This is a genomic window from Bradyrhizobium sp. CCBAU 051011, from assembly GCF_009930815.1.
Taxonomy (GTDB): Bacteria; Pseudomonadota; Alphaproteobacteria; order Rhizobiales; family Xanthobacteraceae; genus Bradyrhizobium.
This window is the reverse complement of record NZ_CP022222.1, coordinates 4,469,274-4,483,101: the sequence shown is the minus strand read 5'-3', so window position 1 is coordinate 4,483,101 and position 13,828 is coordinate 4,469,274. Positions and strand designations below refer to the sequence as shown.

11 protein-coding genes and 1 pseudogene are annotated in these 13,828 nt (G+C 63.3%); 6 read left to right on the top strand and 6 right to left on the bottom strand.

Going from position 1 to position 13,828, the window contains the following annotated elements; all coding sequences use genetic code 11:
- Positions 1-13: 13 nt before the first annotated feature.
- The 3 genes and pseudogenes from ACH79_RS21090 to ACH79_RS21080 form a co-directional block, all read right to left on the bottom strand.
- Positions 14-457 (bottom strand): nuclear transport factor 2 family protein, encoded by a 444-nt coding sequence (locus ACH79_RS21090; protein ID WP_161852698.1) that lies wholly within the window; start codon positions 455-457, stop codon positions 14-16.
- A 97-nt stretch (positions 458-554) separates the two neighbouring features.
- Positions 555-1,148, bottom strand: coding sequence for a TetR/AcrR family transcriptional regulator (locus ACH79_RS21085; protein WP_161852697.1), 594 nt, complete (start codon positions 1,146-1,148; stop codon positions 555-557).
- 212 nt (positions 1,149-1,360) lie between these two features.
- Positions 1,361-2,608: pseudogene (locus ACH79_RS21080) on the bottom strand (SulP family inorganic anion transporter); the annotation flags it as partial.
- Positions 2,609-3,100: 492 nt separating this feature from the next.
- On the opposite strand from ACH79_RS21080, the gene ACH79_RS21075 reads away from it, so the two are divergent.
- The 6 genes from ACH79_RS21075 to ACH79_RS21050 are packed head-to-tail and all read left to right on the top strand — an operon-like array spanning position 3,101 to position 10,205.
- A complete protein-coding gene (locus ACH79_RS21075) occupies positions 3,101-4,039 on the top strand; it encodes an ABC transporter permease (protein WP_161852695.1) in 939 nt (312 codons plus the stop codon).
- Positions 4,036-4,923, top strand: coding sequence for an ABC transporter permease (locus ACH79_RS21070; RefSeq protein ID WP_161852694.1), 888 nt, complete (start codon positions 4,036-4,038; stop codon positions 4,921-4,923). The genes ACH79_RS21075 and ACH79_RS21070 overlap by 4 nt, the downstream gene beginning before the upstream one ends.
- A 35-nt stretch (positions 4,924-4,958) precedes the next feature.
- Positions 4,959-6,488, top strand: a complete 1,530-nt coding sequence (locus ACH79_RS21065; protein WP_161852693.1) for an ABC transporter substrate-binding protein — start codon at positions 4,959-4,961, stop codon at positions 6,486-6,488.
- A gap of 23 nt (positions 6,489-6,511) precedes the next feature.
- Positions 6,512-8,083, top strand: a complete 1,572-nt coding sequence (locus ACH79_RS21060) for an ABC transporter substrate-binding protein (RefSeq protein ID WP_161852692.1) — start codon at positions 6,512-6,514, stop codon at positions 8,081-8,083.
- Positions 8,083-9,063, top strand: a complete 981-nt coding sequence (locus tag ACH79_RS21055; RefSeq protein WP_202639286.1) for an ABC transporter ATP-binding protein — start codon at positions 8,083-8,085, stop codon at positions 9,061-9,063. The genes ACH79_RS21060 and ACH79_RS21055 overlap by 1 nt, the downstream gene beginning before the upstream one ends.
- A complete protein-coding gene (locus ACH79_RS21050) occupies positions 9,060-10,205 on the top strand; it encodes an ABC transporter ATP-binding protein (RefSeq protein WP_161852691.1) in 1,146 nt (381 codons plus the stop codon). The genes ACH79_RS21055 and ACH79_RS21050 overlap by 4 nt, the downstream gene beginning before the upstream one ends.
- Here the strand turns inward: ACH79_RS21050 and uxuA are convergent.
- Genes uxuA through ACH79_RS21035 form a run of 3 tightly spaced genes read right to left on the bottom strand, consistent with a single transcriptional unit; the run spans position 10,158 to position 13,828 of the window.
- Positions 10,158-11,348, bottom strand: coding sequence for a mannonate dehydratase (gene uxuA, locus ACH79_RS21045; protein WP_202639321.1), 1,191 nt, complete (start codon positions 11,346-11,348; stop codon positions 10,158-10,160). The genes ACH79_RS21050 and uxuA overlap by 48 nt on opposite strands.
- 30 nt (positions 11,349-11,378) lie before the next feature.
- Positions 11,379-12,425 carry an L-idonate 5-dehydrogenase gene (locus ACH79_RS21040; protein ID WP_161852689.1) on the bottom strand — a complete coding sequence of 349 codons (1,047 nt, stop codon included), beginning with the start codon at positions 12,423-12,425 and terminating at the stop codon, positions 11,379-11,381.
- Complete coding sequence (locus tag ACH79_RS21035; RefSeq protein ID WP_161852688.1) at positions 12,422-13,828, bottom strand: TRAP transporter large permease; 1,407 nt, start codon at positions 13,826-13,828, stop codon at positions 12,422-12,424. The genes ACH79_RS21040 and ACH79_RS21035 overlap by 4 nt, the downstream gene beginning before the upstream one ends.

Here is a 13,828-nt window from a genome sequence, read left to right as displayed (position 1 = left end):
CATCGTGCAGCGGTCAGCCTTGATGTCCGCGGCCGGCGTCGAGACCGGCGCGACTGAAAGCGGCGTCCTTTTGGGAACCGTTCAGATAAACGTCCTTACGGGTCACTTCACCGCTTTCATTCACGGTGACGACATCGACCATCTCGACCTTGGCGGGAAACGGTTTGCCGTTCGGATCCAACAGATCCATGGTCATGGACCCCTCAAAGATCCAGTGATCGGCGCCAAACAGCTTTCGCCCCTCTTCAAGGCCGAACTGATACTTGGCAAACAATCCAATGCAATGTTGCCGGAGCGCTTCGCGTCCGTTCACCGGCTCCGATCCGTCGTGCACCCAGAAAACGGTGTCATCGGAATGAAGCGATGCAATCAAATCTGGATTACGCGTCGTCCACCCGACATGATAGCGGGCAAACAGCTTTTCCAGATCGTTGCTTTGTTCGGCAATTGCTCTCACGTCCACCCTCCCAGTTGGTTTGTTATGGAGGATACAGTTACAGACTCTCAGTCGGTAAGTCAGGAAGAGGAAGACGGAGGCTGTCCGCAGCGATTTTTCACGGATGTTTCTGGAGTCCGTACAGCATGCTCCGCAAGGTCGCACAGTAAACCCGGGCGACCGCAACCGGGTTTTCGGAGCTACCAGTCACCAGCGCGGCTTCCATGGTTGCTCCGGCAACAAGCCGGGCGGCAGACTCAACTTGCCGCCGAGAAGCTTTCGGTCCCATGATTGCGACGAGGCCGCTATGGATCGAAGCAAAGAAGTGATGATCATCGATCTCCCAACATCGCTTCCAGCCCAGCACGACAGGCCCATCGATCAGAATTAGCTGCCGTAATCCGGGGGCGCTGGCCGCCTTCAGATAGGCGAGAATATTCATCGCGATAGTTTCGGGTGTGCGCTTCCCCGTGTTCGATTTAAGGCGCGATTCAAGCTGACTCGCCAACTCTGCCTGTACACGATCGAGCACCGCCTCGAATACAGACTGTTTGGACGAGAAGTGGTGATAGAAACCGCCTTTCGCGATGCCGGCTGCTGCAGCGATCTCATCAATGCTGACTGCATCGAACCCTCGAGTCATGAAGAGCCGTTGAGCCGCGCCTAACACTCCCTCAATCGTCGCCGCCGATCGTTCCGACTGCCGAGCCATTGCTTCTCACATCCTGGAAATTCTTGCCGACAGACATCGGCCGTGCATGCACGTTTACTTTGTCCGCTACGAAAATTCACTATCGATGTATCGCTAACCTGGCGAAATGCCGGCCCTTTGCCCCGGCGTCATGCTGTCGGGAAGCGAACGCCGATCCGCTTTCGCAACCAGCCAGGCAGCTCGACCTACCGCGCAGCCCTGATGCGATCGTAGATCGCAAACGCCGCGGCCAATGCGCATCCAGCGATGATGCCGACGGTCAGGTCTTCGACCACGGTCAGGCCGAAGGTGGCGATCAGCACCGCGGCGCTGCGCCAGCCGCGAAGCAGGCGAAAAAACTCTTCCTTCTCCGCCATGTTCCAGCACACCACCACCAGCACGCCGGCCAGCGCCGACAACGGAACGAAGCTTGCGAGCCGGGCTCCGAGCACCATGAACACCAGCACAAACAACGCGTGCGCCATGCCGGAAACCGGGCTGCACGCGCCCGCGCGGATGTTGGTTGCCGTACGGGCAATCGTGCCGGTGACACTGATGCCACCGAACAAGGCGGAGGCGACGTTGGCGATGCCTTGCGCCACCACCTCCATATTGTAACGATGTTTGCGCCCGGTCATGCCGTCGGCGACCTTTGCGGACAGCAAGCTCTCGACGGCGCCTAGCAACGTGAAAGAAAGCGCGGCAGGCAGCACTTCGAGCACGGTGGCGTAGGAGATCGCCGGCAGGCGTGGCCCTGGGAGTCCATCCGGAAGTTGGCCGAAACGGCTGCCGATCGTCTCGACCGGCAGATGGAACAGCCAAGCGGCCACCGCGGCCAGCACGACCGCGATCAACATTCCCGGCGAATTCGGTGAAAGCCGCCGCAGCAGGAAGATCAGGGCCGCCGAACCGATGCCAATCGCGACCGCGGCCGGCGAGATGGTCGGCAAGGACTGCGCCAGCATTGCAAGTTTCGGCAGCAGCGGTCCGGGTTCGACCGCCGGAAGCTTCAGCCCTCCGAGATCCCGCAGCTGGCTGGCAAAGATCGTAACCGCGATGCCGCAGGTGAAGCCGACGGTCACCGCATGTGGAATGTAACGGATCAGCGCGCCGAGCCGCAAAAGGCCGATCAGCGTCAGCATGAAGCCGGAGATGAAAACCGTCAGCAGCAGCCCCTCGAGGCCGAACCGCGTTACAGTGGCCGATACCAGGACGATGAACGCGCCGGCCGGACCGCCGATCTGATAGCGGCTGCCGCCCAAAGCCGATACCAAAAAGCCGCCGATGACGGCGGCGTATAACCCCCGCTCGGGCGATACGCCCGAGGCGACGGCGATCGCCATCGAGAGCGGGAGAGCAACGATGGCGACCGTCAGGGCCGCCAGCATGTCCTTGCGAAAGCACCCGAGACCGTATCCGTCGGACAGGACGGTGAGGAGCTTGGGGCGATAGGTATGGGCAGTAGCGGAGCCGTCAGGCATTGCGGGTTAACCAATCAAGGATTCTTAGATTATAGCGAAGGGAGAGATGCGGAACCAGAAGAACTCCTCGCTGCGCAGCGATCGTGCAGAGTCCCCGTAAAAGCACGGCATCGGCCGGCGCCGGCATGCCGGAGGTTGCGATGAACGACCGCGTCACCCAGTAAGGCTTGCGGCCTCGATAGGCCGGACGAGGCTTGTTGGTTGTGCGCAACTTCCGTGCACGCCATCGACAAAGCCGCGCGAGCGGCACGGATGCGTTCCCGCGAGGCGAAATTCTCGCATTGCGGAATTTCATCACGGATGTGAGGCGCAAAAAGACGCAGCCGAAAACGAATTGTCAGATTGGGCGTGACGCCACGGCGGACAGGTGTCACTATCCAGCGATAAACAAATGTCGCGCACGTCGGACGAAGCGCGGCTGCCAAGGGGGAAACAAAGCGTCGACGTGGACGCACGCGCTCCCTTTTGGCCTAACCGGTCCGCTGGCGTCGCATGGGACAACAGATTGTCCATCGTCTGCTGATTTCGTTCCCCGCCTTGCTCGGGGTTCTCTTCCTCTGCTTTTGCCTGTTGCAGGTCGTGCCCGCCGATCCCGCGATGATCATCGCGGGGCCTGACGCGAAGGCCGAGACCATCGCGGCGATCCGCCAGGAGCTCGGCCTCGACCGATCGATCCCGGTTCAATTCTTTGAATACATCCTGCGTGTGCTGCGCGGCGATCTCGGGCGCTCCATCATCTCCAACCGGATGGTGAGCGAGGAATTGGCGATGACGATCGGGCCCACGATCGAGCTGATGCTGGGCGGGATGCTGATCGCGGTGCCGATCGGGCTCGCGCTCGGGACGCTTGCGGCGGTCAACCGCGGCCGCCTCACCGATCGCATCATTATGGCTTGCTCGGTCGCGGGCGTGTCGATGCCGGTGTTCTTCATCGGCCTGATCCTGATCCAGTTCGTCGGATTCAAATGGGCGCTGTTGCCGTTCACCGGCCGCACCGGGCCAGTATGGGACGGCGGATTGCCGAGCCTGATCCTCCCCGCCCTGACACTCGGCGCGGTGCTGATCGGCCCGATCGCGCGGCTGACGCGCACCGCCGTGCTGGAAGTGCTCGGCGCCGATTTCGTCCGCACGGCGCGCGCCAAGGGATTGCGTGAGCGGGTGGTGATCATTCACCACGCACTGCGCAACGCCATGATCCCCGTCGTCACCCTGATCGGGCTGCAGGCGGCGTTCCTGCTTGGCGGCGCTGTCGTCACCGAAACCATGTTCTCGTGGCCCGGTGTCGGCCGGCTTGCGGTCGGCGCCATCGTCTCCAGCGATTTTCCGACCGCGCAGGGCGCGATCATGATCCTTGCAGTGGCCTTCCTCACCATCAACCTCATCGTGGACGTGCTTTACGTGTACCTAGATCCGAGGGTGCAGCGAAGATGAGCGCCGAAGCCCTCGATACCGGCTTTGCCAGGGAGAGTGAAAGCGGCGTATTCGCCCGCGCCGGAGTGCTGCGCCGGCTGGCGCGCGACCGGGTCGCTGCGCTCGCCGGGCTGGTGCTTTCGGCCATCGTGCTGGCGGCGCTGTTCGCGCCGTGGGTCGCGCCCTACGATCCCTACTTCACCGACCTCACCAAGGTGATGCAGTCGCCCGACGCCAAGCACTGGTTCGGCACCGACAATACCGGCCGCGACATCTTCAGCCGCGTTCTCTACGGCACGCGCAACACGCTGATGCTCGGGCTGGTCGGCGTGATCGTCGGCGGTTTCATCGGCGGCGTGCTCGGCATCCTCGCTGCCTATTACCGGCGGCTGGACGGCTGGATCATGCGACTGGTCGACGTGATGCTCGCCTTCCCCGCGATCCTGATCGGGCTCGCGGTAGCCGCGATCTTTGGCGCCGGGCTGACGGCGGTGGTGATTGCGCTCGTCGTCGCCACCGTGCCCGATGTCGCGCGGGTGGCGCGGGGTGCGGCGATCGGCGTGATGGGCCAGGAATTCATGGAGGCCGGCCGCGCCGTCGGCGTCTCTGACAGCGAGCTGATCTGGCGCTACCTGACGCTCAACTGCATTTCGACGATCTTCGTGTTCCTCACCCTGCGCTTCGGTCAGATCATCCTGATCGGCGCCGCGCTCGGCTTTCTCGGCATGGGCGCGCAGCCGCCGACCGCCGAACTCGGCATGATGGCGGCGCAGGGCCGCGACTTCCTGTTCATGGCGCCGCATATCGCGACGATCCCGAGCTGTGCCATTTTCGTGATCGTGCTGGCCGCCAACCTTCTGGGCGACGCATTCCGCGACGTCCTCGATCCGAGGCTGCAGACATGATCAGACTAGCACTGGGAATGTCCTTGGCACTGTGCATGACGGGCCCGGCGTCGGCTCAGACGCTCCAACTGATGAAGGGGATCGACGCGCCGCATTACGATGCGCAGCGCACGACCTGGGGGCCGACCTCCGACATCGTCAACATGTTCCAGGATACGCTGGTCGCGCTCGACTGGGACGGCCGCACGCCGGTCCCCTATCTCGCCAAATCCTGGACCATCAGCGAGGACGGCCGGACCTATACCTTCAAGCTGCGCGACGACGTTTCGTTCTGCAGCGGCAAGAAATTCACCGCCGACGACGTCGTCTACAGCTTCAAGCGGCTGAAGGATCCCGCGATCAAGGCGCCCTATGCCTGGCGCGCCGGCGTCATCAAGGAGCTGCGCGCGACCGACCCCACCACCGTCGAATACGAGCTCGAGGAACCCTACTCCGAGCTGCTGCTGCAGCTCACGATGTTCACCAACGTCATCCACAACAAGGAGAGCGTCGAAGCGCTGGGCAAGGATTACGGCATCAAGGGCGCCGACGGCACCGGGCCCTGGTGTTTCGAGAGCTGGCAGCCGCGCACCGAGATCGTTCTGAAGCGCCACGACGCCTACAAGTGGGGTCCGTCGATGTACAAGAACAAGGGCCCGGTGAAATTCGAAAAACTCAGCGTCAAGATCATGCCCGAGGAATCCAGCCGCGTGGCGGCCATGATGGCCGGGCAGTTCGACATGACCCATCAGTTCCCGCCGCAGTTCATCGCGCAGGCCAAGGCCGCTCCGATGCTGACCGTGACGCCGGCAAAGCCGAACTTCCAGTTGCTCTATTTCGGCTTCAAGACAACGCGGCCGATGGTATCGGACAAGCGCGTGCGCGAGGCGATGAGCATCGCCATCAACCGCGCCGAGATTGCCAAGGGAGTGCTGCTCGGCAATGCCGATCCGGCCTTCACCATCGTCGATTCCGACGCGCTCGATCACGACGCCGGCACCAAGGGCATCGTGAAGGAGGACATCGAGCGCGCAAAAGTCCTGCTTGACGAAGCCGGCTGGAAGATCGGCAGCGACGGCGTCCGCGAGAAGGACGGCATCAAGCTACAGCCCAAGGTCTATTACACCCAGGCCGGCAACACGCCGCGGGTCGCCGAGGCGATCCAGGGCTATTTGCGCCGCATCGGCGTGCAGTGGCAACTGCAGCCCTGGGACTCGACCATTGCTTCCGCCAAAATGGCCGAGCAGGACTACGAAATCTGGTCGGTGACCGTGCCGTATCTATCGGCCGGCGACCTCATGAACATCTACTTCGATTCCCGCAACATCCCGACGCCCAACCGGATGAACTGGAAGGACGCCGAGACCGACGACTGGCTGAAGCAGGGCCGCTCCGCGCTGACCGACACCGACCGCGCCAAATATTACGCGCTGGTGCAGCAGAAGGTGATGCGAGAGCATCTGTGGATGCCGGTGCTCAACATCAACATGGATCAGGTGGCCAATAAAAAGATCACCGACGCCAGGCCGCACATGATCTACCAGAACACTTTCTACAAAGGGCTGGACGTGTCGCGCCAGAAATAAGAAATAACAAGGGAGAGAACACGATGCGCAACATTTTGACGGGCATTGCGGCGCTGCTGGGAGCAGCCGGAATGTGCGCGGCGGCCGAGGCGCAGACCTTGCGGGTGATGAAGTCGCTGGACGCGCCGCACTACGACGGCCAGCGCACGACCTGGTCGCCGACATCAGACATCGTCAACATGTTCCAGGACACGCTGGTGGCGCTCGACTGGGACGGCCAGACGACCATCCCCTACCTCGCCAAGTCGTGGACGATCAGCGAGGACGGCAGAACTTATACCTTCAAGCTGCGCGACGACGTGACGTTCTGCAGCGGCAAGAAGTTTACCGCCGCCGACGTCATCTACAGCTTCAAGCGGCTGAAGGATCCGGAAACCAAGGCGCCCTATGCCTGGCGCGCCGGCGAGATCAAGGAGCTGCGCGCGCCCGATCCCTACACCGTCGAATATGAGCTCAACGAGCCCTATTCCGAGCTGCTGCTGCAACTCACCATGTACACCAACGCGATCCACAATCAGGAGAGCGTGGAGCAGCTCGGCAAGGACTACGGAATCAAGGGCATCGACGGCACCGGACCCTGGTGCTTCGAGAGCTGGCAGCCGCGCACCGAAATCGTGCTGAAGCGCCACGACGCCTACAAATGGGGCCCTTCGATGTACCAGAACAAGGGTCCGGTAAAATTCGAGAAGCTCAGCATCAAGATCGTGCCCGAGGACGCCAGCCGCGTCGCCGCCATCATGGGCGGGCAGTTTGACCTCACCCACCAGGTTCCGCTGCAATTCATCGAGCAGGTCAAGGCTGCGCCCAACCTCACCGTCCAGGAAGCCAAGCCCAACTTCCAGCTGATGTATTACGGCTACAAGATCACGCGCCCGATGGTATCCGACAAGCGCGTGCGCGAGGCGATGAACATCGCCATCAACCGCGCCGACATCGTCAAGGGCGTCATGCTGGGCAATGCCGAGCCGGCGTTCACCTTCGTCGATCCCAAGGCGCTCGACTTCGCCGACAAGACCAAGGGCGTCATCAAGGAGGACGTCGAACGCGCAAAGAAGCTTCTCGACGAGGCCGGCTGGAAGGTCGGCAGTGACGGCATCCGCGAGAAGGACGGCATGAAGCTCGCGCCTCGTGTGCTGTTCACGCAGGTGTCCTACTTCCCACGCGTATCAGAGGCGATCCAGGGCTATATGCGCAAGATCGGCGTCGACTGGAAGATCGTCGGCTTCGATTCCACGATTGCACCGGCCGAGATGGGCAAGCAGGATTACGAACTGTGGACGGTGACGGTGCCCTATCTGTCGGCGGGCGAGTTGATGAACATCTATTTCAACTCGAAGAACATCCCCACCCCCAACCGCATGAACTGGAAGGACGCCGACACCGACGAGTGGCTGCGCGCCGGCCGCTCCGCATTGACCGACGCCGAGCGTGCGCTCAACTACGCGCGCGTGCAGGAGAAGGTGATGAGCGAGCATTTGTGGATGCCGGTGATGAACGTTGCCATGTACACCACCAGCTCGAAGAAGATGAAGGGCGTCAGGCCGCACATGCTCTATCAGAACACCTTCTATAAGGGACTGGATTACTCGTTCTGATGGATACGCTGCTCGAGGTTCGTGGACTGAAGACCCACTTCGCGACGGATCGCGGCCTGTTCCGCGCCGTCGACGGCATCAGCTTTAGCGTGCCTCGCGGACGCACCATCGGCCTGGTCGGCGAGTCCGGTTGCGGCAAGAGCGTGACCTCGCTCTCGGTGATGGGCCTGGTGCCGAGCCCGCCGGGCAAGGTCGAGGCCGAGGCGGTGCTGTTCGGCAATCGCGACGTGCTGAAGCTCACGGCCGACGAACGCCGCAAGCTGCGCGGCGGCAAGATGTCGATGATCTTCCAGGAACCGATGACCTCGCTCAATCCGGTCCATACTGTGGGCCAGCAGATCATCGAGGCGATCCTGGCCCACACCGCGATGACGCCGCGAGCGGCGCGGGCGCGGGCGATCGAAATGCTCGACCTGGTGCGGATCCCATCCGCGGCGCAGCGCATCGACGATTTTCCGCACAATATGTCCGGCGGCATGCGCCAGCGTGTCATGATCGCGATGGCGCTCTCCTGCGAGCCGGCATTGCTGATCGCCGACGAGCCGACCACTGCGCTCGATGTCACCATCCAGGCCCAGATCCTCGACCTCCTGAGCGACCTGCAGCGGCGTCTCGGTATGGCGATCCTGATCATCACCCATGATCTCGGCGTCATCGCCGAAGTCGCCGACCAGGTGCTGGTGATGTATGCCGGCCGCATCGTCGAGAGCGCCGACGTCAACGACCTGTTCGCCGATCCACAGCACCCCTATACGATCGGCCTGCTCGGCTCGATCCCGCGCATCGACGTCGACCGCAAGCGCCTCGCCACCATCGAGGGCACGGTGCCGAGCCCGAACAACCAGCCGGCCGGCTGCCGTTTCGCGCCGCGCTGTCCGTTCGCGGACCAACGCTGCCGGCTCGATCCGCCGCCATTGCGCGAGATCTCGCCCGGCCATCAGGTGGCGTGCTGGAAAGCTCCGGTCGAGGTGGCATCATGAGCGATGCGCCGAGCAATGTCCCTGTCTTGCAGGTCGACAGCCTGGTCAAGCATTTTGCGGTCACGCGCGGCCTGATCCGCCGCAAGACGATCGGCCTCGTCCGCGCGGTCGAGGATGTCAGCTTCGAGATCGCCCGCGGCGAGACGTTGGCCCTGGTCGGCGAATCCGGCTGCGGCAAGTCGACCACCGGACGCCTGATCCTGCGCTTGATGGACCCGACCTCCGGCTCGGTGCGTTTCAAGGGGAAGGAAATCGCCGATCTCGACAAGGATGCGTTGCGCCGGATGCGTCGGCACATGCAGATTATCTTCCAGGATCCCTACGCCTCGCTCAATCCGCGCATGACCGTCGGCGAAATCCTGGCCGAGCCGCTGCGGGTTCACGAGATCGGCGACGATGCCTCGCGCGAGGCCCGCGGCCGTGAGCTCCTCGATATCGTCGGCCTGCTGCCCGAGCATGCCAGGCGCTATCCGCATCAGTTCTCGGGCGGGCAACGCCAGCGCATCGGCATCGCGCGGGCGCTCGCCGCCAATCCCGATCTGATCGTCTGCGACGAGCCGGTGTCGGCGCTCGACGTCTCGATCCAGGCGCAGATCGTCAACCTTCTGCAGAATCTGCAGCAGCGCTTTGGCCTTTCCTATCTGTTCATCGCCCACGATCTGGCCGTGGTGAAGCACATCAGCGATCGCGTCGCGGTGATGTATTTGGGCAAGCTGGTCGAAATCGCCGACAAGAAGACGCTCTACGACCGGCCGTTGCACCCCTATACCCAGGCGCTGCTCGCGGCGATCCCAAAACCCGATCCTGCCTTGCGCACCAAACGCGTGATGCTGCAGGGCGACGTACCGAGCCCCTTCAAACCGCCGACCGGCTGCCGCTTCCACACCCGCTGCCCCCATGCGCAGGCGCGCTGCTCGGCCGAGGAGCCGGAGCTGCGCGAAGCGGCATCCGGCCATCGCGTGGCCTGTCATTTCTTTGAAACGATACCCGTACCAACCATTCTCGCGCGAGCCGGCCTGGCGACCGGAAAATTCGCCGAGCGGCTGGCGGCCTTCGAGGCGGCCAAACAGGGGCTGAAACCGGCAGACGCGCAGTTACCCGGCGTGTTCAATGGCGCGAATGGCGCCGCGCAACTCGGCTAGTCCCCGCAGACGCCCGATCGCGGTATAGCCGGGATTGGTGCGCTTGGTCGCGGCGAGATCGTCGAGCATGCGATGGCCGTGATCTGGCCGGAACACGATCTGGTCGCTGGACGAACGTGTGCGGTTCTCGGTGAGCAGCGCTTTCAGCACCGCGATCATGTCGACATCGCCGTCGAGATGATCGGACTCGAAGAGCGACAGTCCGTCGGCCTCCCGCTTGGTCGCGCGCAAATGGGCAAAGCCGATCCGCGGCGCAAAGCGCTTGGCCATCGCAGGCAGATCATTCTCCGCACGCACGCCGAGCGAGCCGGTGCAGAAGCAGATGCCGTTGGCTTTCGACGGCACGGCGTCGAACAGCGCCTGATAGTCCTCCGCCGACGAGGCGATGCGCGGCAGGCCGAACAGCGGGCGCGGCGGGTCGTCCGGATGCAGCGTCAGCTTCACGCCGAGCCCTTCGGCGACTGGCGCCACGCGAGCGAGGAATTCGCTCAGGTGTTGGCGCAGCACGTTGGAATCGATGCCGCGGTATTGCTGCAAGCGGTCGCGGAATTGCGGGATCGTCAGCGGATCGGTGGTGGAGCCCGGCAGCGCGCTGGCTATGTTGGTGACGAGGACATCGATATCGGCCTGCGTCATCGCTTCATAGACCTGCCTTGCGCGACGCTGCGCGGCCTCGGAATATTCCGCGGGCGCCTCGGGGCGCTGCAGGATGTGCAGATCGAACGCCGCGAACCGGTCCTGGTCGAAGCGCATGGCCTTGGCGCCGTTCGGCAGTTCCCATTCGAGATCGGTGCGGCACCAGTCCACCACAGGCATGAAATTATAGCAGATGATCTTGATGCCGCTAGCCGCAACCGCCTCGAGGCTGGCGATCCACACCTCGATCGAGCGCGTCGCCTTGCCCCCGAGCCGCTTCACGTCGTCAGGTATCGGAATCGATTCCACCACCGACCAAGTCAGCGGCGAGCGACCAGGCTGACTGTTCTCGATCAGGTTCTTGCGCTCTTCGACCGCTGCGCGCGTCCAGGCCTCCCCGATCGGCACCTGATGCAGCGCCGTCACCACATCGGTCGCGCCGGCCTGCCTGATATCGTCGAGCGATACGGGATCATTGGGCCCGTACCACCGCCATCCCTGCAGCATCATGGGCGATCTCCTGGATTACAATTGCAATCAAGCCGTCAGCACGACCTTGACGCTTTGCGAACGGTCGAGCGCCAACCGCACCGCGTCCGGCGCGACCGAGAGCGGCCGTTGCGCTGTCACCAGCGACAGCACGTCCACGCTGCCGTCGGCGATCAGCTCGACCGCGGTGAAGAATTCCGTCCCGAAGCGGAACGAACCGCGGAGATCGATCTCCTTGGCCATGACCGCATTCGCCGGCACCGGAATCTGCCCGCCCGGCAGATTGCCGACCTGAACCACGACACCGCCGCGCCTGACGGCTCCGATCGCGCTGGCAAGGCCCGCCGCGGTGCCCGAGACCTCGAACGCGACGTCGAACGGCTTTGCAGCCGCCTCCGCCTTCAGCGCTTCCTCGCCGCCGGAGATATCGACGACGTTGTTGGCGCCCAGCCGCGTGGCGAACGCCAGCGGCGCCGCCGCGATGTCGACGACGGTCGTCTCCGCAATCGCTGCGCGCTGCGCCGCCAGCATGGTCAGGAGGCCAATCGGGCCGGCGCCGAACAGCACGGCGCGCTTGCCGGTGACGTCACCGGCGCGGGCCACCGCATGCAGGCACACCGCGAGCGGCTCGGCGAGCGCCGCCGCCTGATACGTGACATGGTCCGGAATTTTTACGCACTGCGCCGGAATAGCGTCGAAATAGGAAGCAAAGCCGCCCTGCATATGCGGGGTCTTCGAGGCCGAGCCCATGAAGAAGATGTTTTCGCAGAGATTGGGCCGGTTCTCGCGGCATGGCTTGCAATGGCCGCACCAGCGCGACGGATTGACGGCGACGCGATCGCCGACCTTCACGCCTTGCGCGGCGCCTGCGCTCTCCACCACCTCGCCCGCGATCTCATGGCCGAGTACGAGCGGCGAGGTCACGACGAAATCGCCGGTGCGGGCATGGCGATAATAATGCATGTCGGAGCCGCAGATGCCGCCCGCGCCGAAACGGATGCGCACCATGCCTGATGCCAAGGGATCGAGCGGCCGCTCGACCATGCGCAGATCTTCCGGGCCGAACAGCGTTGCGGCCAAAGCCATCGATGTCATTTTGAGAGTCCCATGTATTTTGGCAGCCAGAGCGTCAGCTCCGGGATGTAGGTGATGGCGACGAGCGCCAGGAGCAGCGGCACCAGCCACGGCAGGATCGCCATGGTCGTGCGCTCGACGGACAATTTTGCGACGCGCGCAAGCACGAACAGCACCATGCCGAGCGGTGGATGCAGCAGCCCAATCATCAGGTTCAGCGTCATGATCAGGCCGAAATGGATCGGATCGATGCCGAGCTTGAGCACAATCGGCAGCAGGATCGGCACCAGAATGGTGATCGCCGCGATGGTGTCGATGAAGCAGCCGACGAACAGGATCAGAATATTCGCCAGCAGCAGAAACACCCATTTATTCTGGGTGATCCCGAGCATCGCGTCCGTCAGCGTCTGCGCGGCCTGCGACACGGTGAGCAGCCAGGCAAAGATCGAGGCCGCGGTCACGATGAACAGCACGGACGCCGTGGTCTCGATGGTGTCGAAGGTTGCCTTCGCCACCGTCTGCAGCGTCATCGAGCGGTAGCGTACCAGCCCGAGGAACAGCGACCAGATCACCGCGGCAACCGCAGCCTCCGTCGGCGTGAACCAACCAAGCGTCATGCCGCCGATCAGGATGACCGGGGCCATCAACGCCATCACGGCGGAGAAATCGTAGTACCAGTCGAGCGCCAACAGCGCCACGAGGCCGATACCAACAGCCATGTTCACCGAGAGCCCGGCGACAACCAAAAGCCAGACGACCAGTGGGAATGCGAGCACGATGACGATCTCGAGACCGGCCGAGCCGATTTGCGGCCAGGAGAACGGCGTATCGCTGCCCCAGCGGTTCTTGTGTGCGAAGTACGCAACCGTCGCCATCATGGCCAGGGTCATGACCACGCCCGGAATCACGCCGCCGAGGAACAGCGCGCCGATCGAAACGTTCGCCATCATGCCGTAGATCACGAACGGCAACGACGGCGGGATGATCGGGCCGAGGGTTGCGGAAGCCGCGGTGACGCCGACGGCGAACTCGGTCGAGTAGCCGTGGTCCTTCATCGCCTTGATCTCAATGGTGCCGAGGCCTGCGGCATCCGCGATCGCAGTGCCGGACATGCCGGAGAAGATCACGGAGCCGACGATATTGACGTGGCCGAGCCCGCCGCGCATCCAGCCCACCAGCGCGACCGCGAATTTGTAGATGCGCCCCGTCACGCCCGCGATGTTCATGAGATTGCCAGCAAGAATGAAGAATGGCACGGCGAGCAGTGGAAAGCTCTCGACGCCAGCGATCATGCGCTGCGCCAGTGTCACGTCAGGCGTGATGCCGGTGACGAGAATGTAGACCAGCGACGACACCGCCATGGCCAGCGCGACCGGCAAGCCGACCAGCATCAGCAGGAGAAATCCCCCAAGCAGCAGCAGCAT